The following is a 22,762-nucleotide window of genomic DNA, read 5'->3' as shown; positions in this document are numbered from 1 at the left end:
CCAGGCGGCTTTGTCCAATCGACGGGTCAGCCCTGCGGCAATGCGCGCGGGTTCATCCCGGCGGCCCGGTTTGCTAGGATCACGCAAACCGCTGTCCCGCCGCTGCACTCAGCTTCGCCAGACGCCCCAAAACAAGATCGCACCGGAGTGCCGCCATGACCCAGACCCCCGCGCCCCAAAACAAACGTTTGTTCTCGCTGTTCCGCGTGATCGCCCTGATCGAGGGCGTGACTACGATCCTGCTGTTCTTCGTCGCCATGCCGATCAAATACGGGCTTGAGAACCCGAGCTGGGTCAAGGTGATGGGGCCGGTCCACGGCTATGCCTTTCTCGCCTATATCGCGCTCATGCTGATCGTGATGCGCGGCATCGGCTGGCAGGGGCGCGACAAGGGCAGGGCGTTCGTGGCCTCCCTCGTGCCGCTCGGCACCTTTATCAACGATCCGTTTCTCAAACGTCGCGGCGTTGAGGTCTACGGGCGCTGAGGTCACAAGCCGAACTTATTTCAAAGCGGTCGCGATCTGCGCCGCGTAGCGGTGCAGGACTTCCGTGAGCCGGTCGTAATCCTCGGGCCGGATCGCGGTTTGCGGTTCCGACAGGCCCAGCGCGGTCTCTGAACGCCCCAGAGGCCCCACCGGCACGGAAATCCCCACCGCACCCGCCTCGAATTCGCCCTCGACGATGGAGACGCCGCGCTCACGCGTCCTGCGCACCGCCTCGGCGATCTGGTCGCGCTCCATCAGCGTCTCGGCGGTGAACCGCTCGATCCCCAGCGTCTCGATCATGTCTTCGGCCCAATCCGTATCGCCCCACGCGAGCAACATGCGCCCGATCGAGGTGCTCAGAAGCGGCAGGCGGCTGCCGACCGTAAAGCCGAAGGTGTAGCGGGCGTTCTGTTGCGAAGATTGCGCGACATAGACTGCGTCCGAACTGTCGCGCATGGCGAGGCCGACGCTATAGCCCAACTCGCGGGCGCACATTTCAATGAGCGGTTGGATCACCCGACCGAATTCGTTGCCGCGTAAAAAGCCGCTGCCGAGCACAAGGACATGCGGCGTCAGCGAATAGCGATTCTCTTCCTTTCGGACATAGCCGAGATAGACCAGCGTCAGAACGAGACGCCGCACCACGGCGCGTTCGATCCCTGTGAGGCGAGAAATTTCCGCCAGCGTCAGCCGACTGTGAGTCTCATCGAAGGCGCGCAGCACCGTCATTCCCTTCATGAAAGTCAGGGAAATGTCTTTGGTCGGGATTTCGCTCTGCACGTTTCTTGCCCTTGATCTTCGGTTCTTAAAAAAAGCGGCCCAAATATTGTGCCTTTATTGTATGACCCACGGCAAGGCCCGTCGACAGGCTCTTTGAGGCTTGACAGGTTTGTGCGTATTGGGACCACTTGGTATATTATCGCACAAACCTGATGAAACCCAAAAGGGACACAGGGTCTACATACAGCAAATCCAACAGGGAGAAATGGATAGCCATGCTGAAAAAAATCGCTCTCACCAGTGCGCTGGCGCTTGGTGTCGCAGCCCCCAGCCATGCCACCGAAACGCTGCGCTATGCGCATTTCATGTCCGCCGCCAGCTGGCAGAACCAGACGATCTTCGAAGACTGGGCCACGGCGGTCGAAGAGGCCTCCGGCGGTGCAGTCGATGTTCAGGTCTTCCCGGCGCAAACGTTGGGCAAGGCGGCGGCAGGCTATGACAATGCCGTCACAGGCATCGCCGACATCGCATGGACCGTGCCGGGCTATACCGCCGGGCGCTTCCCTCTGAGCCAGATCATGGAGCTTCCGGGCCTGTTCAAAACCGGCGCGGTCGGCTCCTGCGCTTTCCAGAAGCTCTACGATTCCGGCGCTTTGGATGAGGAATATGCCGACACGCATATCATTTTCGTGCACACTCACGATCCGGGGCATCTGCACACCTCCAAGAAACCGGTCTATACGCTCGAGGACATGAAGGGCCTGAAACTGCGCCGTCCGACGCAGGTGGTGGGCGAGCTTCTGACCAATCTCGGTGCCGAGCCGGTGGGCATGCCTGCCCCCAACACCTACGAGTCGCTGCAACGCGGGGCCATCGACGGCTACATGCTGCCTTGGGAAAGCGTCGACAGCTTCCGTCTCGACGAGCTGACCGAATATCACACCGTGTTCGGGTTCTATGCGCTCGCCTTCATCTCGACGATGAACAAGGCCAAATATGAATCTCTTTCCCCCGAAGCCAAGGCGGCTGTCGATGCAAACTCCGGCATGAAATGGGCGGTGACCGCAGGCGGCGGCTATGACAGCGAAGGCGCGAAAGTGCTGGAGCGGCTGAAAACCGAGTCGACCGTGATCGAGCTTTCCGACGAGGAGCGGGTGAAATGGGACGCCGCGGCGCTGGCTGCGACCGACAGCTATATCTCCTTCCTCAACGGTGAAGGCCTGCCGGGGACGGCGACCTATGAGGCTGTGAAAGGTTATGTTACGGACTGTGAGACCGAGCTGAACTGAGCTCCCTCACGATCCCGGCGGGCCGTTCGATCCCTTTGCGGCCCGTCATAACCAAACCTGTCCAATTCCAAAGCTGACACAAGTCACAGGAACGCACATGCTTATCTCCGCAATCCGGCGCATCGCCGGATGGATGGAGGCCGCCTGTCTCGGCATTGCGGCGCTCTGTCTGCTCTATATGGTCTTTGTCGTGGGCTTTAACGTGCTCGCGCGGATCGTTTTCGACGCCACCGACACGGCGGTGAATTTCATGATCCCCGGTGCGATCGAACAGGTGTCTTACCTGTTGGGCATTGTCGCGCTTGCGGCGCTCGCAGCTTCGCTGAGCGGCGGTATGATCGCGGTCGACCTGTTGGTCGGGCGGTTCCCGCCCTTGCTCAAGGCGCTGGTCGCGCGGTTGTGGTTCGTCGGTATTCTGGCCTTCGCCCTCGTGCTGGTCTGGCTGTTCTGGCATGAAACGCAGGCCACATTCGCCCGCTCCGAGGAAACCCAGGACCTGCGCATTCCGATGTTCCTGATCTACGGGCTTTATACGCTCGAATGTCTCGCCTTGGCCGTGATCGCGCTCAGAGAAGCGCTCACCGCCGATGGCCACCATGCGGAGCTCTCATGATGACGCCCCTGATCATCGGATATATTTCCATCGCTGTGATGTTCGTCATCGTCATTTTGGGTGCGCCGATCGGACTGGCCATGATCGCTGTGGGCTTTGCCGGGTTTTCCGCCATCATCGGCATCTCGCCCGCGCTCAGCATCCTGAAAACCGCCACGTTCGAGACGGTGACGAGCTACAGCTTTACGCTCATTCCTCTGTTCCTGCTGATGGGCAATCTGATCTCGCGCTCGGGCGTGGCCGCCGATCTGTTCCGGGGCGCGCTTTTGCTGACCCGTGGCTGGTCCGGCGGGCTGGCGGCGGCGGGGGTGACAGCAAGTGCGGTGTTCTCCACCGTCTCGGGATCGTCGCTCGCGACCGCCTCCACCATGACCCGTGTTGCCTATCCGGAGATGAAATCCCACGGCTATGACACCCGTCTCGCCACGGGTTCGCTTGCCGCCGGCGGCACTTTGGGCATCCTGATCCCGCCCTCCATCGCGCTCATGCTCTACGCGCTGATCACGGAGCAATCGGTGGGCACGATGTTCCTTGCGGGCATCCTGCCGGGCATTTTGGCCTTCCTGCTTTATCTCGTCACGATCCTGATCATGGCGCGGGTCTGGCCGCCGGAAGAGGGCGCGTCGCAGATCACCGACGCAGAAATCGCGCCCGAAGGTCATTTCGTGATTCTGCGTCTGTTTGCGCCGTCTCTCGTGCTCTTCGGTCTTGTGATGGGCGGGCTTTACGGCAATTTCTTCACGCCGACCGAAGCGGGCGGCGTCGGGGCCGCGCTCGCACTGATCTTCGCGCTCTGGCGCAAGGTGCCGCGCGCGGAGCTCATTGCCGCCTTCACTGAGACCATCGCCACCAGCGGTTCGATCTTCCTGATCCTGATCGGGGCGGAGGTGTTTGGTTTCGTGCTCTCTACCTCGCAGCTCTCCAACGCGCTCGTGGATTTCCTGAACACTAGCGGCTTCGGCCCCTGGCAGGTGCTGCTCTCCATCCTGCTGTTCTACGTGATCCTCGGCTGCTTCATGGAAAGCCTCGCGATGATCCTCCTGACCGTGCCGATTTTCTTCCCGGTGATCCTCGCCAACGGGTTCGACCCGATCTGGTTCGGGGTGATCGCCGTGGTGACGGTGGAGCTTGGCCTGATCACGCCGCCCGTGGGCATGAACCTCTTCATGGTCAAGAGCGCTTCGCGCGGCACGTCGCTGTCGAAAATCATGGTCGGCGTGATCCCTTTCGTGATCACCGATGTGATCCGCCTCGGCATCCTTCTGGCCTTCCCGGCGATCTCTTTGTTGCTCACCGGACGGCTCTAACACATCTCGCGAAAACCGGTCTTCCGGTCTTCGCATGCCTGAAATCAAAATACACCAAATGGGCGATAATACACCAATATCTGCCCATATCTGAGGAGACAAAGATGACATCCGTCCCCCTGATCTTTCGCCAAAGCGACGGCTCCGAGACGCCGGTCGAGGTCCAGCCCGGTCGTACCGTGATGGAAGCCGCCGTGATGGCAGGCATCCCCGGCATCGAAGGCGAATGCGGCGGCAGCCTGTCCTGCGCCACCTGTCACGTCTATGCGCCCGAGGCGTTCGAAGCCCCGGGCGACTATGAGGCCTACATGCTCGATTTCGCGGAAAGCCCGCGCCGCGAGACCAGTCGGCTGTCCTGTCAGATCAAAGTCACGCCCGAGCTTGCGGGCACCGTTTTCGAGGTCCCGGCCTGAGCCGGACCTGTCCATTCATAGGAAGGAGACCCCCACCATGATGAGCCAAAGCCAGAACGACAGCCTGACCCGCGTGGGTCCGGGAAGTGATGCGGGTGAGGTGTTGCGCCGCTATTGGCAACCCGCCGCCCTGTCCGAAGAACTCAACACGAAACGCCCGGTGGTGCCGGTACGGCTGATGGGCGAGGACCTCGTGTTGTTCCGCGACAGCGAGGGCAAGCTCGGCCTCATTCAGCGCCACTGTCCGCACCGCGGTGCCGACATGTGTTTCGGGCGTCTTGAGGACAACGGGCTGCGCTGTCCGTTCCACGGATGGCATTTCAACCGCGATGGCCAATGTGTCGAGCAACCCGCCGAACCGGAAGGCTCGCGGATGCACGAAAACATCAAGGCACGTTCTTATGTGGTCGAGGAACGCGCGGGCATCGTCTGGGCCTATATGGGGCCGGGCGAGCCGCCGGAATTCCCGAATTTCGACTGTTTCCGCGCGCCTGACAGCCATGTTTTCGCCTTCAAGGGCCTGTGGGAATGCAACTGGTTGCAGGCCATGGAAGTGGGGATCGACCCGGCGCACGCCTCTTTCCTGCACCGCTTCTTGCAGGACGAGGACCCGGCGGACAGCTACGGCAAACAGTTCCGCGACAAGGCGGCGAACACCGAGATCCCGATGACGAAACTGCTGCGCGAATACCCGCGCCCGGCGATCTCCGTCGACGAGACCGAGTTCGGCATTAAGATCACCGCGCTGCGTCATCTCGACGACGGTCGTGTGCATGTGCGGATCACCAATCAGATCTTCCCGGAAGCGATCTCCATCCCGATGAGCCGGGAGATGATCATCACCCAATGGCACGTGCCGATCGACGATGAAAACTGCTACTGGTACTCGATTTTCACCAGCTTCAAAGAGCCGGTGAACAAGGAGTTGATGCGCGAACAGCGGCTCAAGGAACACCGCCTGCCGGATTACGCGCCCTTGAAGAACAAGCGCAACAACTACGGCTACAACCCGGACGAGCAGGAGCGCGAGACCTACACCGGCATGGGGCTCGACATCAATGTGCATGACCAATGGGCAGTCGAAAGTATGGGGGCGATTCAGGATCGCACCGATGAACATTTGGGCAAATCCGACGTGGCGATCATCAAATATCGCCGCATGCTCCGGGCCGCGATTGCGGCGCTCAAGGAGGGCGGTGAAGATGCCCTGCCGATGCAAAAGGTGGACGCCTCGACCGTCTTCGGGCCAATCTCCGTCGACGCGATTGCCGAGGACGGCGATGTCGATGCAGCCTACAAGACCGAGGACGGTATCCGTCGCGGCGGTTGCTCCTGGGATGCGATCATCTGAGCGCCGCTCCGGTTTAAAAACGCCATTTCGACGGGCCTTTCGGGGCCCGTCGCAAAAGCCAACCCGTCAAAGTCAATGGGGACCACACGTATGACCTCTGCCTATCTCGAAAAACTCAGCTCCGGCCGCCTCGCGCGCGAGGGGCTTTTGTCCGCAGCCCAGGTGCAAAAGGCCGCCGATCTGCTGGCCCAACTCGATGGCGGCAAGGTCGAGACGGTGCGCGTGGTTTTTGCCGACCAGCACGGGCTGTTGCGCGGCAAGACGGTGACGGTGGGCGCTTTGGCCTCGGTGTTCCGTTCGGGGCTGAACCTGCCCGGCACGCTGTTGCTCAAGGACACGTCGAACCGGACGGTGTTCCCGATCTGGGACGGCCAAAGCGAGGGCGTGATGGCCACCATGTCCGGGGCGGGGGATATGGTGCTGGTGCCCGATCCGGCGACGTTTCGCATCCTGCCGTGGTCGCCGCATTCGGCGTGGCTGTTCTGCGATCCCTACACGCGTGACGGCACGCCGATCCCCTTTGCGCCGCGCCCGGTGTTGCGCAAGGCGGTCGAGAAACTGTCGGGGCTGGGGTATAACCTTGTTGTTGGGCTTGAGGTCGAATTCCATGTGTTCGACCGGGACGGCGACAGCCTTGGCCACCACGAGGCCGGGATGCCCGGTCAGCCGGTCAGGACCAAGCTTCTCGATCAGGGCTACCAATACCTTGCGGAGACGAATTACGACCGGCTGGAACCGGTGATGGACCTGTTGCGCCGCAATGCGCAGGCGCTTGGTCTGCCGGTGCGCTCGACCGAGGTGGAAATGGGGCCGAGCCAGTTCGAGTTTACTTTCGAGCCCGCCGATCCGATGACCCATGCCGACAACATGATTATGTTCCGCACCATGGTCAAAGAGGTCTGTGCCCGCGAAGGCCTGCACGCCACCTTCATGTGCCGTCCGAAACTGCCCAACAGCGCGTCGAGCGGCTGGCATCTGCACCAGTCGCTGGTGAACGGCAAGGGCGAGAACGTGTTTATCCCGGCGGAGGCGGGCGCTTTGACGCCGGAGGTCTCGGCATGGATCGCTGGCCTTCTGGCGCACGCTTCGGAAAGCTGTCTGCTGACCACGCCGACGGTCAATGGCTACAAACGCTATCAGCCCTTCCAACTCGCGCCGGATCGGATCGAATGGGGCTATGACAACCGCGGCGCCATGGTGCGGGCGCTGATGGTGCCGGGGGATGGGGCGAGCCGGATCGAGAACCGCGTGGCCGAGCCGACCGCCAACCCGTATTTCTATTTCGCTTCGCAAATCCTCTCCGGCGTGTCGGGGTTGGAGCAGGGGCTGACCGCGCCCGCGCCGGTCGAGAACCCCTATGACAATGACGCCCGGGCTCTGCCGCCGAGCCTGATCGCCGCCATCGAGGCCTTCGAACGGGGCAGCCTGTTCCGCGACGCTCTGGGGGCGGAGTTCACGGAATACATGTCGACACTGAAACGCGCCGAATGGAAACGCTATCTCAGCATCGTTACCGAATGGGAACAGCACGAATATTTCGGGATTTTCTGATGCCGCATGTGGTGATCGAGTATTTCTCAGAGGCGGGCATCGACCGGGAGGCCGTCTTGCTCGCCGCGCTGGAGACGGCGGCGGGGAGTGGCGTGATGCAGCGCGCGGATATCAAGGTCCGGCTCTTGCCGTCCGAGGCGATCCTGTTCGGTGACGGGCGGCGGTCCTTCATCCATATGACGATTTCGATGCTGACGGGGCGAACGCCGGAGGCGAAACTTGGATTGTCGCAGGCCATGGTCGCGAAGATGCGGCAGGTCTGTCCGACGATTGGGGCGATCAGCGCGGATATCCGGGATATGGACCCGGAGGCCTATAAGAAATCCCTGGTCTGAGGGGGACGAGAGGGCTGGCCGGGCAAATTGTTTCACGGTTTTGATCGGAAAAACCGGCGATCAAGCGATTTTCAAAGATGCATTTGCGATAGATCAAAGAGGCGGAGCATGCACTCGTATTCATTGGAGTGAATTTATACCACGCGCGAGGTGACTCGCGTGAATGGGAGGAGCACATGCACGCCAGCCGCAAAACATCCGCGTTCGCCCGCCGCGCTTACGGCCTCGCGTTCGGCCTGACATTGAGCCTTAGCGCCAGTGTCGCTTTCGCGCAGGAGGTGATCCCGCCCGTGCCCGGAGAGGGCTCGACGGCGGATCACTCGAAATTCGAGATCCTGCAACAGGAGTTCAAATCCGGCCCAGAAGTCACGGCGGCCTGTCTGTCCTGCCATACCGAGGCGGACGATCAGGTCATGCATTCGATCCACTTCCAGTGGGAATTCGACAACCCGGTGACGGGCCAGACGCTTGGCAAGTCCAAGGTGATCAACGCCTTCTGCGGCAACGTCGTCGGCAACGAGCCGCGCTGTACCTCGTGTCACGCAGGCTACGGCTGGGACGACATGCACAGCGCGCCACCGCAGCAATCGACCGCGGTCGATTGTCTCGTTTGTCACGACCAGTCCGGGCAATATGCCAAGCTGTCGACCGGGGCCGGGCATCCGCCTCTGGGCGATATTCCGGGCGAGCCGGTCAAGGGGCAGACGATCACCGGGGCCGATGCCTGGGCGGTCGATCTGATGAAATCGGCGCAATCGGTGGGGATGCCGACGCGCGAGAATTGCGGCCAGTGCCACTTCTACGGCGGCGGCGGCGACAACGTCAAACATGGCGATCTCAGTTCTGCGCTTTACGATCCGGACATCCACACCGACGTGCATATGTCGAAGGACGGCGCCAATATGGTCTGTTCCGATTGCCATACGGAAGAGAGCCACAACTGGGCCGGGTCACGCTATCTGATGGATGCGAAGGACACCATCGGCACGGGTGAGCCGGGCGAACATCGGTTCTCCGCCTCCTGCGAAAGCTGCCACGGCACCGAGCCGCACCCGATCAATCTCAAGGGCATCAAGCTGAACGACCACACCGACAAGGTGGCTTGTCAGACCTGTCACATCCCGGAATTCGCCCGCGGTGGAGTTGCGACGAAAACCAAATGGGACTGGTCGACGGCCGGGCGTCTCAATGCCGCTGGTCAGCCGATTGCGGAGCATAATTTCACTCAAAGCAATGGCGAGGAGCTTCATACCTACCTGACGATCAAGGGCGATTTCGAATGGGGCGAGAATGTCACCCCCTATTACGCCTGGTTCAACGGCGCGGTGGAATACACGCTGCCGGAGGAAGAGATCGACCCGACGCAGGTGGTCGAGATCAACAAACTTCTGGGCACACCCGATGGCGAAGACAGCCGGATCTGGCCGTTCAAACGCATGATCGGGCGGCAGTCCTATGACGCGGGGTATAACAAGCTGGCCTATAGCCACGTCTGGGGCCCGACCACGGACACCGCCTTTTGGACCAATTACGATTGGGGCAAGGCGATCGAGGCGGGGATGAAAGCAGCAGGTTCGCCCTATTCCGGCGAATACGGCTTTATCGACACTTATATGTACTGGCCGATCACCCATATGGTCGCGCCCGCCGCTGAGGCCATGGATTGCGTCGAATGCCACGCGGAAGACGGGCGTCTTGTCGGCCTCGCGGGCGTCGTGATGCCGGGGACCAACCCGAATTCCATCGTCGGGCGGCTGGGCCAGCTTCTCGTGCTGCTCTCCGCGCTCGGCGTCGTCGGTCATGGCCTGTTGCGGCTCCTGTCGCGTGGTAAAGGAGGAACCCACTGATGTCCAAGCGTTTCGTCAAGGTTTACCCCCGGTTTGAGCGGCTCTGGCACTGGACACAGGCGCTGTTGATCGCGGTGCTGATGTTCACCGGACTGCGCGTCAGCGGCGTGCATCAGGCTATTCCCTTCGGGCCTGCGGTGATGCTGCACACGCTCTCGGCTCTGACATTGCTGGTGGTCTGGATCTTCGCCACCTTCTGGCTGTTCACCACCGGCACCTGGCGGCAGTTTCTGCCGAAGGTCGAAGGCATGCTCGCCACCGCGCGCTACTATGCCTATGGCATCTTTAAGGGCGAGGAACCACCTTACCAAAAACAGATGCTGCGCAAACACAACCCGCTTCAGGCCGCGACCTATTTCGGGCTGAAATGGGTCGTCTTCCCGGCGATCTGGGTCTCGGGGATCATCTACCTGACCTATAATTTCTGGGACAGCGGGGCGGACAGCACCTTCGTGCTTCAGGTGGTGCGCAACATTCACCTGCTGGCGGCCTATGTGATCTTCGCCTTCGTGATCGTGCACGTTTACCTGCTGACCACGGGCCATGGTTTCCGCGAACATGTCAAGCCGATGGTGACCGGCTACGATTGCATCGAGTTGACGCCGGAGCAGGAGGCCTATCTCGAGAGCAACGAACCGGGGCGGCTCAAACCGGTGGCGCCTGCGGAATAGGGCACGCCATCAAAACTGAGACAACGGCGCCGTCCTGGCGCCGTTTTGCGTTGCGTAACACAGTGCAGGACAGATCCGGCCAATGAAAAAGCCGCCCGGATCGGGCGGCTCGACAGGTTCGGCTGTTCGGGATCAGCCCTGTGTCCTGTGGTGTCTTAGCCGTTCCAGGTGCGGACCACGCCGCAATCCATGTGCACGAAATTGGAGCCACGGTAGGTACCCACGCCACCGGCGGAGCAGGATTTCGCGGCGGAGGCCATTTGGGTGATGGAGCGCGATTTCAGGCGAAGATCGGCGGCCTGACCCTTCATGTGCAGTGAGTTCTTGGCGACGCCACCGGAGCGGGCGCGCAGCATGGCATTGGTTTCGGGGGAACGGTAACCGGACAGGAGCATATAGGGCTCGTCGGTTTCCATCAGGCGGTGCGCGGCGGTCATGATGTCCACGGTGCGCGCGTCGATCGCCTTGAGCTTGGAGTTGCGCCAGTCGCGCATGAAATAGGTGATTTCCTTGAGCGCTTCGGGGATGTATTCGCCTTCGACCCAGTAGATCGTGTCGATGCTCTCACCGGTGCGGCCCGAGTACATGTTGATGCGGCGGATGTCGCCGGAGCCACGCAGGAAGCCAGCGGCATTGGCATAGACCGGAGCTGCGCTGATGGCTGTTGCTGCAAATCCGCGAAGAAGCCCGCGGCGTGAAATCACACCCGATGTGGTTTTGGTCATTCTCAAAAGCGTCCCGTCGCTTACCTGTTCCCGCCTCATGCGGCTTTGCTGTTGCGTGCCGATTGTTTCGACACTTTTTGTCGTTTGTTTACGACATTCTTTACCATGTTTTCCTTAGCGCCATGACGGATGTCAAATCCAGCATGTTTTTCAGGCCCTTTTGTCGGATCATCAAAGGCATTTTGCCCATAAATCCGTCGGAAACACCGTAAAGTAACGATCTGTTCACCGTTCTGGCAGCTTTATGGCACATTGCGATTCTTCGGCCAAGCATCGGTTTGCCCGGATTTGCCGGCAATGCGGGCGATCGGCAGTTTTTTGCGCAAATAGCAGCTATCCGCTTGTCTGTTGCCGTAAAAACACGCGCATATGCCCCGCGAATGGGTGAAAAATGTCTCATTATTTAGGCGCAGAGCAAACACAGGATGTGCGTTGGCTCGGTCTCCGTCCCTGAAATGCGCTCTGAGAGGGAGGGGCGCGAGGAGCGGTCTGTGCGCGATTTAAGGGGAAAGATGGCGATTTCTTCCCTTATTCAAGATGTGTTGTGCTTTTGGCACATGTGTCCCCCAGTGCATTCTTCCCCCTGACGAAATGTCTCGATCTCCTGTAGGCTCGCCGGAATGATTACAGAATTTCGTTCGAGGATCGCCATGCTGTTTGCCCCGTTGTTCCGGCTTCCGGCCGTTACCCGTCAGACCCTGAGCGCCGTGTTTGTGGGGGCGAGTGTCTCCATGGCCGCGCTGCCGCTGGCGCCGATGCCCGCACAGGCCGAACAGATTCCGGCACAACAGGTCAGCGCGCTGATGCAATCCATCGCCGAGGCGGCGTCCTCATCGAAGGATCTGTCCGAATTCTATCGCGCCACCGGTTACAAACCGATCTTCACCGACAACAGCGCCCGCGCCAAGGCGCGTCGTCAGGCACTGCTGCGTGCGGTGCAGGCGGCGCCGGAGAAGGGCCTTGCGCCCTATGACACCGCGCTGCTCGAAGCCAATCTGCGCGCGATCACATCCGACCGCGATCTGGGCCGGGCCGAAGTGGCCATGGCGCAGCTCTTTCTCGATTACGCCCGCGACATCCAGACCGGTCAGCTGATCCCCTCGCGCATTGATCCGGGCCTTGTGCGTCAGGTGCCCTATCGCGACGGCATTCAGACGCTCACGAATTTCGTCAAATCCAATCCGCAGGCCTATCTGCGCAAGCTTGAACCGAGCTCGCCGGAATATGCCCGTCTCCTGAAAGAGAAGGCGAATATGGAGCGCGTTCTGGGCGCGGGTGGCTGGGGGGCGACGGTTCCGGGCTCGAAATACGAACCGGGCGAGTCCGGCAATGGCGTGATCGCGCTGCGCAACCGTCTGATGGCGATGGGCTATCTGCCGCGCTCGGCGGCGACCTCCTATGACGGGGCGATGACCAAGGCCGTCCAGATCTTCCAGATGCAGCACGGGCTGACCCCGGATGGGGTTGTCGGGCAGGGCACTCTGGCCGAGATCAACGTCAGCCCCGAAGAGCGTCTCGCCGCAATCCTCGTGGCGCTGGAGCGCGAGCGCTGGATCAACATGCCGCTGGGCAAACGCCACATCTGGGTCAACCTGACGGATTTCTCCGCCAAGATCGTCGACGACGGGCGCGTGACCTTCGAGACGCGCTCTGTTGTGGGCCAAAACCAGAGCGACCGCCGCAGCCCCGAATTCTCCGATGAGATGGAGCATATGGTGATCAACCCGACGTGGAACGTGCCGCGCTCGATCGCCGTGAAAGAATACCTGCCGATGATGCAGCGCAATCCGAATGCGGCGGGCCATCTGCGCCTTGTCGACAGCCGGGGCCGGACGGTGAACCGCGCCAATGTGGACTTTTCGCAATATACGACGAAGACCTTCCCCTTCGCGCTGAAACAGCCGCCGTCCGATGGCAACGCGCTCGGCCTCGTCAAGTTCATGTTCCCGAACAAATACAACATCTACCTGCATGACACGCCCTCCAAGAGCCTCTTCGGGCGTGAGGTGCGCGCCTTCTCCCATGGCTGTATCCGCCTGCAACAGCCCTTCGATTTCGCCTATGCACTTTTGGCCAAGCAGAGCAGCGATCCGGTCGGCGAGTTTCAGGCGCATTTGAAAACCGGGCAGGAGAGCGTCATCGAACTGAAGGAACATGTGCCGGTGCATTTGATTTACCGCACGGCGATCACCCTGCCGAAGGGCGGCGTTGAGTATCGTCGCGACATCTACGGGCGCGACGCCAAAATCTGGGCCGCGCTTCAGGCCAAGGGTGTCCAGCTCCGTTCCGTCGGCGGCTAAACTCCGAAGGCGCTCACGCGACCGTAACAGATTGAAACAGAAGGGGGGCTTTGCGGCCCCCTTTGCTTTTCAAAGCCGATCCGAGCGCTTATGTCTTCGGCGAGACTGACGGAGAGCTGACCATGTCCATTTCAATTGCCGATCTTGCCGCGTCCCTGAATGCCCCCTTCGAGGGTGACGGGAACCTGATCGTTGAAGCCGCGCGCGAACCGCAGGACGCGGGGGCGGGCGATCTGGCGCTGGCGATGGACCCGCGCTTTGCCGGGAATATCGCCAAGGGCCAGGCGCAGGCCGCCGTGCTTTGGGAGGGCGCGGATTGGCAGGAGCTGGGGCTCAAGGCCGCCATTCTGGTCAAACGCGCGCGGCTCGCCATGGCGGGGGTCACGGCGGCTTTCGATCATGGGCTCGGGCTTGAACCGGGGATTCATCCGACGGCGGTCATTCATGACACGGCAGAGATCGGCGAGGGGGCGGCCATCGGCCCGCTCGTGGTGATCGGCAAAGGCGCCAAAATTGGCCGCAACGCCCGGATCGCCCAGCATGTGTCCATCGGCGCGGGGGTGACGATTGGCGACGACGCCCTGATCCATCCCGGCGTTAAAATCGGGGCGCATGCCACCATCGGCGACTGTTTGATCGCCCAGCCCGGCGGCGTGATCGGCGCGGATGGGTTTTCCTTCGTGACGCAGGAGAAATCCGCCGTCGAAGAAGCCCGCGAAAGCCTTGGTGAAACCGTCGAGGCGGCAGGGCAGGCCTGGATGCGGATTGCCTCCATCGGGTCTGTGGTGATCGGCGACGATGTGGAGCTGGGCGCGAATGTCACGATTGATCAGGGCACGATCCGCGCGACCCGCATCGGCAACGGCACGAAACTCGACAATCAGGTTCATATTGGCCATAACGTCGTGGTGGGCAACCACTGCCTCTTGTGCGGTCAGGTCGGTATCGCCGGCTCGACCGTGATCGGCGATTATTGCGTGATGGGCGGGCAGGCGGGGGCCGCCGACAATCTCACCATCGGGCAGGGCGCGATCATCGGTGCGGGCACCGGCGTTTTGTCGAACGTGCCGAAAGGCAAGGCGATGATGGGCTATCCGGCGGTCGCGATGCAGACCCATGTCGAGATGTACAAGGCGCTCCGGCGTCTGCCACGGGTGCTGTCGAAGCTGCGCGAGAAGGGCTGAGCGCCGGTCCGCTGCGTCATTTGATGGGGTCTCAGGGCAAAAACCTGTTTCAACCGGCGTCATTTCATTTTAAATCAGGCTCAAGTTTCGGATCGGAGGGGCGCATATGTCGCAGGATGTGAAAGAGAAGATCATCGAGATCATCGCGGAACAGGCGGTTCTGGACCCGGCGGATGTCTCGCTCGATCAGTCTCTCGAAGACCTCGGGATCGACAGCCTTGGGCTGGTCGAGAGCATTTTCGCAATCGAGGAAACCTTCGACATTTCCGTGCCGTTCAATGCCAACGAACCGGAGCAGTCGGAGTTCGACATTTCTTCGGTCGCAGCCATCGTGAGCGCAGTCGAAGCCCTGATCGCCGATCAGAAAGCATGAAGCGCGTCGTCATCACCGGCGCGGGCACGGTCAACGCGCTTGGCCTCGATGTGCCTGCAACGCTCAAGGCCATGGCCGAGGGCAAGAACGGCATTTCCGAACTGGAATTCCGCGATGTGGACCGCCTGTCGATCAAAATCGGCGGGCAGATTCACGACTGGGACGCCGAAGGCCGGTTCAACCGCCAACAGATGGCGCTCTATGACCGGTTCACCCAGTTTACGCTCGTTGCCGCGCAACAGGCGATTTCCCAATCCGGCCTTGAGTTCGTCGGTGATCTCGCTTTGCGCTCCGGCGTGGTCTTGGGCACCTCTGGCGGCGGTCTGACGACGCAGGACGACAATTACCGCATGGTCTATGAAGAGGGGAAGAACCGGGTTCACCCCTTTGTCGTGCCCAAACTCATGAACAACGCGGCCACGAGCCACGTGTCGATGGAATACAATCTCAAAGGCCCGTGTTTCACGGTGGCGACCGCCTGTGCCTCATCGAACCATGCCATGGGGCAGGCGTTCAACATGGTGCGCCACGGGGTGGCGACGGCCATGGTGACGGGCGGTTCCGAGTCGATGCTGTGCTTTGGCGGCGTGAAAGCTTGGGAAGGGCTGCGGGTCATGTCGAAAGATGCCTGCCGTCCGTTCTCGCTCACGCGCAACGGTATGGTGCAGGGCGAGGGGGCTGCCGTGTTCGTCTTCGAGGAATACGAGCACGCCAAGGCGCGCGGGGCAGAGATTTTGGCCGAGGTGATCGGCTTTGCCATGACCTCCGATGCCTCCGACATCGTCATGCCCTCGAAACAGGGTGCGGCGCGGGCGATCTCCGGCGCGATGGCGGACGCGCGGATCAACGCTTCCGACATCGGTTACATCAACGCCCACGGCACCGGCACGGCGGCGAATGACAAGACCGAATGCGCGGCGGTGGCCGATGCTTTGGGGGCGCATGCCGACAACATCATGATCTCCTCGACGAAGAGCATGCACGGCCATCTGATCGGCGGCACCGGCGCGGTCGAGCTTCTGGCCTGTATCATGGCCTTGCGTGACGGCATCATTGCGCCGACGATCAATTACGAGGAACCGGACCCGGAATGCGCCCTCGATGTGGTGCCCAACGAGGCGCGGGACGCGAAGGTCGATGTGGTGATCTCGAACGCCTTTGCCTTTGGTGGGCTGAACGCGGTTCTGGCCCTGCGCAAGGCGCCGTAAGGCGCGCGGCACATAGGACAAAGAAAAACGCCGCCCGGATTGCTCCGCGCGGCGTTTGTCATGTCTGTCAGCGGGATTATTCCGCAGGGGCCGCATCCGGGGCGGTGGGGCCTTCGCCAGTCTTGGCGGCTTCGTTCAGCTCGGTCACCTTGGTGTAGCCCGCGGTGAAACCGGACAGGGACAGTTTGAGTTTGACCGGGTTGTCGCCACGGCCCAACGGCATGATCGCGACCATGCCCTCGTTGCCCTTTTTCATCATTTCGATATCCTCTGCAGTGAGGCCGGCGCGCACGAAGCAGCCGACCTTGTTGCAGAACTGGAACGGGTATTTGCGACCGTTTTCCCCATCGACGAAAAATGCCAACTGTGCGGTCAGCATGGTCTCGAGCGGTGTGGTGAAGGTCGCGGCGGCCTCGACATTTTCCTGGCCGACATGGAAGATCGCGACCTCTGCGACTTCGGTGCCCTCATCGTCTTTCAGGAGCTGATAGAGCGAGCAGGGGTCGGGTTGACCCTCGGGCGCCTTGAGGCAGCGGATTTCCCAGTCGCCATTGGTTTCCAGCGTGTAGGGACGGCCGACATTGTCGGCAGGCGCGGCGGTGCCATCGGCGTTCACGGGCGTGCCCGCAGACAAGGTGTTGTCCTGAGCGGCCAGAGGCTGTGCGAGGGTGAGCGCACAGGCGGTGACGGTTGCGAAAACGGAAAGTGTACGGGAGACGGAAATCATCATCTGTCCATTGCTGGTTATCTTCGGTTGCTCCTGCTCTATCATGCGCATGGCTGGCTGTCAGGGGGGGCGGGCGGAATATTTTCGTGAGGCCGGGGCGGGCTGTTGGGCGCTCAGACCAGACTCCGCTTATGCCGTGATTTCCCCTGCCGTGGCCGATGTGTCGAAAAAGCAAAAGCCCCGGTTTCCCGAGGCCTTTACCGATCCATTTATCACCCACGCATTAAGCGCGATGACTATGGTTTGACTTCTCCCCATCGGACTTGGCCGACTTATTGGCTGGGACGGTATGACAGGATTGTGATGGCGTCAACGAAAAATTGCATGCGAGATATTACGGTAAAATTCCACAAAATGTGAGGCTTGCGTGCCGTTTTCTCGGGGATCGCAGCGACCGGATATCGGCGGCAAGACCCTGCGACGCGCGATCGAAAAAAGGCCGCACCGAAGGAGGTGCGGCCAGTCTGACAGGGAGGAAGTCATTCCGAACCGAAGAGGAGTGGTCCGGATAACACTTACTCTGGCAGAAATTGGTTAAGATTGTATTGTGAGAACATACGGAGCTGAATTCCTTGGTGATTTCCGGGAATCGCATGGCTTTGGCGGGCAGACGCCGGAAACACAGAGGTAAGCGGATGAGTGAGACGGGCATGGACCGGATTTTCGTGGGCGGCGGTGGCGAGGGCTATGGCGCGGCGCAAAACCTGTTGTTGAAATACGGCAACCGTCACGGGCTGATCGCGGGCGCCACCGGCACCGGCAAAACCGTCACGCTGCAAATCCTCGCGGAGAGCTTTTCGAAAGCGGGCGTGCCGGTGTTTCTTTCGGATGTCAAAGGCGATCTCTCCGGCCTCGCGAAATCCGGCGATCCTCTGGGCAAGCTGCACGAGGCCTTCGCATCGCGCGCCGAGACCATCGGCTTCACCGACTTCGGCTATGACACCTTCCCGGTCACTTTCTGGGACCTCTACGGCGAACAGGGCCACCCGATCCGCACCACGGTTTCCGAGATGGGGCCGCTGCTTTTGAGCCAGCTTTTGCAGCTCACCGAAGCGCAGGAAGGCGTTTTGAACATCGCGTTCCGGGTCTCCGACGAGCAGGGCCTGCCGCTTCTCGACCTGAAGGATCTGCAATCGCTTCTGGTCTGGGTCGGTGAGAATTCCGACACGCTGTCGCTGCGCTACGGCAATGTCTCGACGGCCTCGGTGGGTGCCATTCAGCGCGCGCTTCTGGTGTTGGAAAACCAGGGCGGCGACAAGCTGTTCGGCGAACCGGCGCTGGAGCTTTCCGACATGATGCGCACCGATCTCGACGGGCGCGGGCGCATCTCGATCCTCGCCTCCGACAAGCTCATGGCCTCGCCCAAACTCTACGCCACCTTCCTGCTGTGGCTCCTGTCCGAGCTGTTCGAGGAGCTGCCCGAGGTCGGTAACCCGGACAAGCCCAAGCTCGTGTTCTTCTTCGACGAGGCGCATCTTTTGTTTGACGACGCACCCAAGGCGCTGGTCGACAAGGTCGAACAGGTGGCGCGGCTGATCCGCTCGAAAGGCGTGGGCATCTATTTCGTGACGCAAAACCCCGATGACGTGCCCGAGGACATCCTCGGCCAGCTCGGCAACCGCGTGCAACATGCGCTCCGGGCCTTCACGGCGCGCGATCAGAAGGCGCTGAAACTCGCCGCCGAGACCTATCGGATGAACCCGCGTTTCGACATCGAAACGGCGATCAAAGAGGTCGGCACCGGCGAGGCTGTGACCTCGTTTCTGGAGGCCAAAGGCGTGCCGGGCATGGCCGAGCGCACGCTCATCCGCCCGCCCTCGTCGCAGCTTGGCCCGATCACGGCGGCGGAGCGCGAGACGATCGTGAAAACCTCGCCGATTGCCGGGAAATACGAGGCGGTGGTGGACCGCGAAAGCGCCTTTGAGATGCTGAAAGCCCGCGCCGAGGCGGCAGCGCAAGAGGCCGAAGCGGCAGAAGAGAACGAGGCGGCGGCGAAAGAGGCGGTCAAAGGCCGCGACGCGCTTGAGCGCGAGTTCTCCAAGGCGCGGCGCTACGATGGCAAGAGCTATGAGCGCGGCTCCAGTCCATCCTCTGCGACCAAGACCACCACACGCAGCACCTCCTCGCGCAAATCCACGGACAAATCCTTTGGCGAGGAAATGACCAAGATGGTGATGAAGGAACTCACCGGCACCACCGGCAAACGCATCGTGCGTGGCATCCTCGGCGGGTTGTTCAAAGCCCGCTGAGGGGGCCGAAATTCGACTGGCGAATCCGCGCGGGCTTCGGCTATCGGTGCGCTCTCTGAACCCTGGATCGAGAGCAAAAGATGATCGTCCGTGAGCGCCCCAATGCCTTTGTGCTGTTCTTTATTCTGAAGGGGGCTGTGGTTCACAGAATCTGGCCCCAGCTTCTTGGGGTTGGGATTCTCTCCGGCATCATCGTGACGGCGCATCGGCTGGAACCGCTCTTCGTACCGGGCGTCAACCCGGCGGCCTTTGCCCTCATCGGGATTTCAATCTCGATCTTTCTGAGCTTTCGCAACAGCGCCAGCTATGAGCGTTGGTGGGAAGCGCGCCAGCAATGGGGCCTGATCATCCAGTCCTCGCGCGATATCGCCCGCCAAAGCGCCATTTTGGACGGGGATGCGCCCGTGGCCAGCCCCGCGCGCCGTGCGCTTTTGGAGCCGCTGATCGCCTATGCCAAGGCCTGCGTGGCGCAGCTCCATCAGGAAGAGCTTCCCTACTCAGCCCCGGTCACACCGCAGGGGCAGATCAGCGCGCCCGATGCGATCCTGACAGGGCTCGCCAAACAGGTCAGCCAGCACTTGCACGCGGGGCGTCTGGCGCCGGTCGAGGCGCATCTTCTGAACGAAAGCCTGACCCGTTTGTCGCATGCCTTCGTGGCCTGCGAACGGCTGGCCAACACGCCTTTGCCCTTCGCCTATACGCTTTTGCTGCACCGGACGGCCTATATCTTTTGCCTGATGCTGCCCTTTGGGCTGGCCGATAGCATAGGCTGGTTCACGCCTCTGGCTGTGATGCTGGTGGCCTATACGTTCTTCGGACTCGATGCCTTGGCCGATGAGCTGGAACAGCCGTTTGGCCAGATGCCGAACGATCTGCCGCTGATAGCCTATTCCGTCGTCATCGAACGCGCGATGCTGGCGGCTATGGGGGAAAAAGATCTTCCGCCAGCGGCCGAACCGCACGATTACATTTTGCGCTGATCGCTCAGGCGGCGCATCCCGCGGTCTGAGCGCCGCCTCACACGGTGATGCTGAGATCGCTCAGGCTCAGATCGCTTTCGACAAAGGTGATCCCCTCGGCGGCAAAGATCGTGGCCAAAAGCCGCGAACTGCCGCCCTGCGTCAGGGTGATCTCAAAGCGGTTCACCGCCGCATCGAAGTCGATCTGCACCGAGGCACCCGGCGTCTCGGAAAGATCGAGCGCAATCATATCCTCGCCCGGCGTGAAATCCGAGATCGTGATGTACCCGTCCTGATCGGGGTCCATCCCCGCCTCGGCCACAAGTGTTACGCTGTCCGCGCCACCGCCGGTGACGATCTCGCCTCCGGTCACGAGCGTGCTTTGCTGCATGACGGTGATCGTGTCGTCGCCCGATCCGCCGTCCTCGAGATCGCCGTAAACCGTGTCGTTGCTGGTGACGATCAGCGTGTCATTGCCCGCACCGCCAGAGACGTAAACACCGTCATCCGCGAGCGTGGTGTGAATGACATCGTCGCCTGCATCGCCGTAAATCCGGACATGGTCATAGGACCCGTCTTCGAAGAGGGTGATGGTATCGTCACCCGCATCGCCATGGACCACATAGCTGTCGGAGCTTGCGCTGATCGTATCTGCGCCGTCGCCGCCGTCGATGGTGGAATAGTCGCCGCCATAGATCGTGTCGTCGCCAGCGCCCCCCTCGATCGTGTCGTAGAACAGGCCGGTGATCGTATCGTTGCCGTCTCCGCCGTAGAGGTAATCTTTGTCGGCGGTGGAGAGGCTGGTGTCGCCCGAGACAATCGTGTCATCGCCTGCGCCGCCATAGATCGTGTCGGAGCCGCCCTCGCCATCGAGGATATCATTGCCCGAACCGCCAAAGATCGTGTCGTCACCCGCACCGCCGGTGATGGTGTCGTCTTCATCGAGCGTGGTGAGAAGATCGTCGCCATCATCGCCCGCAAGCACGATCGGCAAACCGTTGCCGCTCAGCGTGATCAGGCTCAGCATCTCCTCCTCGCTCAGAAGGTCTTCCCCCTCGGCGAGATAGATCGTCACCGGCGAAATCACCTCGCCATCCATGTCGAGATCGAGCGTGTAATAAGGCCCGTCCGCATCCGAATGCAGGCTGACGGAATAGGTCCAGCTCTCCTCCCAGCCGCTCAGCGACACGTTCAGCCTGTCGATCCCCGGTTCGAAATCCGTCACCGTGGTGTCCCAGACGCTCAGGTCGTCGGCCTCACTGAAAGAGGTGCCGGTGGTGAAGGTGTCGGCCCCGTCGCCGCCGGTGGCAATCGCCTGTTGTTGCATGGCAAGGACATCGTCGCCCGCACCGCCATCCAGAATGTCCATCGCGTCGTCGGCAAGATTGCCTCCGGCCCGCCCGCCGATCAGCGTGTCATTGCCATCGCCGCCGGAGAGCGTGTCCGACCCATAGCTGCCGACGATCACGTCATCGCCTGCGCCGCCATCGGCCACATCGTCGCCCGTGCCCGCCCAAATGGTGTCGTCACCGTCGTCGCCATAAAGCGTGTCATTCCCGGCATTGCCGTGCAGCTCATCATCGTCTGCGCCGCCGTGGAGCGTATCGTCGCCGGTCTGACCGGAGAGAAAGTCCTCACCCAGCCCGCCAAACATCACGTCATCGCCCGCACCGCCATAGAGCGTGTCGTCGCCCTCGTTGCCGTCGATCGCATCGTCGCCGTCGCCGCCGTCGACCCGGTCGTTGCCCCAGCCCGCGTCGATCACATCCGCGCCGTCGCCGCCATAGAGCTTGTCGGCCCCGCCGCCGCCCGACAGGACGTCATCGCCTGCGCCGCCATAGAGCACATCGTGTCCGCTGCCACCCGAAAGGACATCGTCACCGTAATTGCCGTCGAGATAATCGTTGCCGCCGTCGCCTTCGAGCGTATCGTTTCCGTAATCGCCATAGAGCAGATCGTCACCGGAGCCACCGGAAAGCGTATCGTCGCCCCAGCCGGCGTAAAGCGTGTCCTCGCCCGCACCGCCCACCAGCCGGTCGTCGTCCTGCTGGCCGTTCAGCACATCGTCGCCCGCACCGCCGAAGATCGTGTCATCGCCACGTCCGCCGCGTAACAGGTCATCGCCCGCGCCACCGCGCATCTCATTGATGACGTCGCCGCCGTAGATCGTATCATCCGACGCGGAGCCGAAATTCCAGACCGTCGTGGTCTCTCCGGTCGTGGTCGCGCTGTCGGACAGCTCATCCGTGGCGGCCTCCGTTTCGGTTTGATCTTCCTCGGTGTCGAAAAGACCGGTCGCGGCATAGGCCACGGCAGACCCGGCCAGAAGCGCAAAAACAGACAGCATATTTACCCCACAGCAAATGTATTTTCGTTAACTATTTATTAATAAATGTCCATTAGGCGCGGGAGTCCATGGGAAAAAGGCAAAAATATGGCACTCGGCATGACGGCG

Annotated in this window: 20 protein-coding genes; 16 read left to right on the top strand and 4 right to left on the bottom strand. The window is 61.4% G+C overall.

Annotated elements, in window-relative coordinates; genetic code table 11:
* Positions 1-155: 155 nt before the first annotated feature.
* The gene (locus tag V1475_RS14630; protein ID WP_434287111.1) at positions 156-485 is read left to right on the top strand and encodes a DUF3817 domain-containing protein; all 330 of its coding nucleotides are present in this window, start codon (positions 156-158) and stop codon (positions 483-485) included.
* A 15-nt stretch (positions 486-500) separates the two neighbouring features.
* Here the strand turns inward: V1475_RS14630 and V1475_RS14625 are convergent, their stop codons facing one another.
* A complete protein-coding gene (locus V1475_RS14625; protein ID WP_479413339.1) occupies positions 501-1,265 on the bottom strand; it encodes an IclR family transcriptional regulator in 765 nt (254 codons plus the stop codon).
* A gap of 215 nt (positions 1,266-1,480) precedes the next feature.
* On the opposite strand from V1475_RS14625, the gene V1475_RS14620 reads away from it, so the two are divergent.
* From V1475_RS14620 to V1475_RS14580, 9 genes are all read left to right on the top strand, one after another.
* Complete coding sequence (locus V1475_RS14620; protein ID WP_479413338.1) at positions 1,481-2,494, top strand: TRAP transporter substrate-binding protein; 1,014 nt, start codon at positions 1,481-1,483, stop codon at positions 2,492-2,494.
* Between the two features lie 97 nt (positions 2,495-2,591).
* Positions 2,592-3,107, top strand: a complete 516-nt coding sequence (locus V1475_RS14615) for a TRAP transporter small permease (protein ID WP_434287114.1) — start codon at positions 2,592-2,594, stop codon at positions 3,105-3,107.
* Positions 3,104-4,414, top strand: a complete 1,311-nt coding sequence (locus tag V1475_RS14610) for a TRAP transporter large permease (RefSeq protein ID WP_479413337.1) — start codon at positions 3,104-3,106, stop codon at positions 4,412-4,414. The genes V1475_RS14615 and V1475_RS14610 overlap by 4 nt, the downstream gene beginning before the upstream one ends.
* A 104-nt stretch (positions 4,415-4,518) precedes the next feature.
* Positions 4,519-4,827: a 2Fe-2S iron-sulfur cluster-binding protein gene (locus V1475_RS14605; protein ID WP_479413336.1), complete on the top strand. Its 309-nt coding sequence runs from the start codon at positions 4,519-4,521 to the stop codon at positions 4,825-4,827.
* Positions 4,828-4,864: 37 nt separating this feature from the next.
* Positions 4,865-6,178, top strand: coding sequence for a Rieske 2Fe-2S domain-containing protein (locus tag V1475_RS14600; RefSeq protein ID WP_479413335.1), 1,314 nt, complete (start codon positions 4,865-4,867; stop codon positions 6,176-6,178).
* Positions 6,179-6,268: 90 nt separating this feature from the next.
* Positions 6,269-7,729: a glutamine synthetase family protein gene (locus tag V1475_RS14595; RefSeq protein WP_479413334.1), complete on the top strand. Its 1,461-nt coding sequence runs from the start codon at positions 6,269-6,271 to the stop codon at positions 7,727-7,729.
* Positions 7,729-8,064, top strand: coding sequence for a 5-carboxymethyl-2-hydroxymuconate Delta-isomerase (locus V1475_RS14590; protein WP_479413333.1), 336 nt, complete (start codon positions 7,729-7,731; stop codon positions 8,062-8,064). The genes V1475_RS14595 and V1475_RS14590 overlap by 1 nt, the downstream gene beginning before the upstream one ends.
* Positions 8,065-8,240: 176 nt before the next feature.
* Entirely contained in the window at positions 8,241-9,911 is a 1,671-nt protein-coding gene (locus V1475_RS14585; protein WP_479413332.1) for a tetrathionate reductase family octaheme c-type cytochrome, read from the top strand.
* On the top strand, positions 9,911-10,582 hold the full coding sequence (locus V1475_RS14580) for a cytochrome b/b6 domain-containing protein (RefSeq protein ID WP_479413331.1): 672 nt from the start codon (positions 9,911-9,913) through the stop codon (positions 10,580-10,582). Before V1475_RS14585 ends, V1475_RS14580 begins: the two co-directional genes overlap by 1 nt.
* A gap of 155 nt (positions 10,583-10,737) precedes the next feature.
* On the opposite strand, the gene mepK is transcribed toward V1475_RS14580, so the two are convergent.
* Positions 10,738-11,307, bottom strand: coding sequence for a peptidoglycan L,D-endopeptidase MepK (mepK, locus tag V1475_RS14575; RefSeq protein WP_434287122.1), 570 nt, complete (start codon positions 11,305-11,307; stop codon positions 10,738-10,740).
* A 650-nt stretch (positions 11,308-11,957) separates the two neighbouring features.
* Here mepK and V1475_RS14570 point away from each other — a divergent pair.
* From V1475_RS14570 to V1475_RS14555, 4 genes are all read left to right on the top strand, one after another.
* Positions 11,958-13,607: a L,D-transpeptidase family protein gene (locus V1475_RS14570; RefSeq protein WP_479413330.1), complete on the top strand. Its 1,650-nt coding sequence runs from the start codon at positions 11,958-11,960 to the stop codon at positions 13,605-13,607.
* Positions 13,608-13,729: 122 nt separating this feature from the next.
* On the top strand, positions 13,730-14,791 hold the full coding sequence (lpxD, locus tag V1475_RS14565) for a UDP-3-O-(3-hydroxymyristoyl)glucosamine N-acyltransferase (RefSeq protein WP_479413329.1): 1,062 nt from the start codon (positions 13,730-13,732) through the stop codon (positions 14,789-14,791).
* A gap of 106 nt (positions 14,792-14,897) precedes the next feature.
* Positions 14,898-15,164, top strand: coding sequence for an acyl carrier protein (locus V1475_RS14560; protein WP_434287125.1), 267 nt, complete (start codon positions 14,898-14,900; stop codon positions 15,162-15,164).
* Positions 15,161-16,372: a beta-ketoacyl-[acyl-carrier-protein] synthase family protein gene (locus tag V1475_RS14555; protein ID WP_479413328.1), complete on the top strand. Its 1,212-nt coding sequence runs from the start codon at positions 15,161-15,163 to the stop codon at positions 16,370-16,372. The genes V1475_RS14560 and V1475_RS14555 overlap by 4 nt, the downstream gene beginning before the upstream one ends.
* A gap of 76 nt (positions 16,373-16,448) precedes the next feature.
* On the opposite strand, the gene V1475_RS14550 is transcribed toward V1475_RS14555, so the two are convergent.
* Positions 16,449-17,102, bottom strand: a complete 654-nt coding sequence (locus V1475_RS14550) for an invasion associated locus B family protein (RefSeq protein WP_479413327.1) — start codon at positions 17,100-17,102, stop codon at positions 16,449-16,451.
* Between the two features lie 632 nt (positions 17,103-17,734).
* Between V1475_RS14550 and V1475_RS14545 the strand changes: the two genes are divergently transcribed.
* Both V1475_RS14545 and V1475_RS14540 read left to right on the top strand, forming a co-directional pair.
* On the top strand, positions 17,735-19,348 hold the full coding sequence (locus tag V1475_RS14545; RefSeq protein ID WP_479413326.1) for a helicase HerA-like domain-containing protein: 1,614 nt from the start codon (positions 17,735-17,737) through the stop codon (positions 19,346-19,348).
* 80 nt (positions 19,349-19,428) lie between these two features.
* Complete coding sequence (locus tag V1475_RS14540; protein ID WP_434287130.1) at positions 19,429-20,328, top strand: bestrophin family protein; 900 nt, start codon at positions 19,429-19,431, stop codon at positions 20,326-20,328.
* Between the two features lie 37 nt (positions 20,329-20,365).
* Here V1475_RS14540 and V1475_RS14535 read toward each other — a convergent pair whose 3' ends face one another.
* Positions 20,366-22,654, bottom strand: coding sequence for a calcium-binding protein (locus V1475_RS14535; RefSeq protein WP_479413325.1), 2,289 nt, complete (start codon positions 22,652-22,654; stop codon positions 20,366-20,368).
* Positions 22,655-22,762: the final 108 nt, after the last annotated feature.

Source organism: Celeribacter sp. SCSIO 80838, from assembly GCF_056498065.1.
Note: the sequence above shows the minus strand (reverse complement) of the source record. Positions and strands in the feature narration are given on the sequence as shown.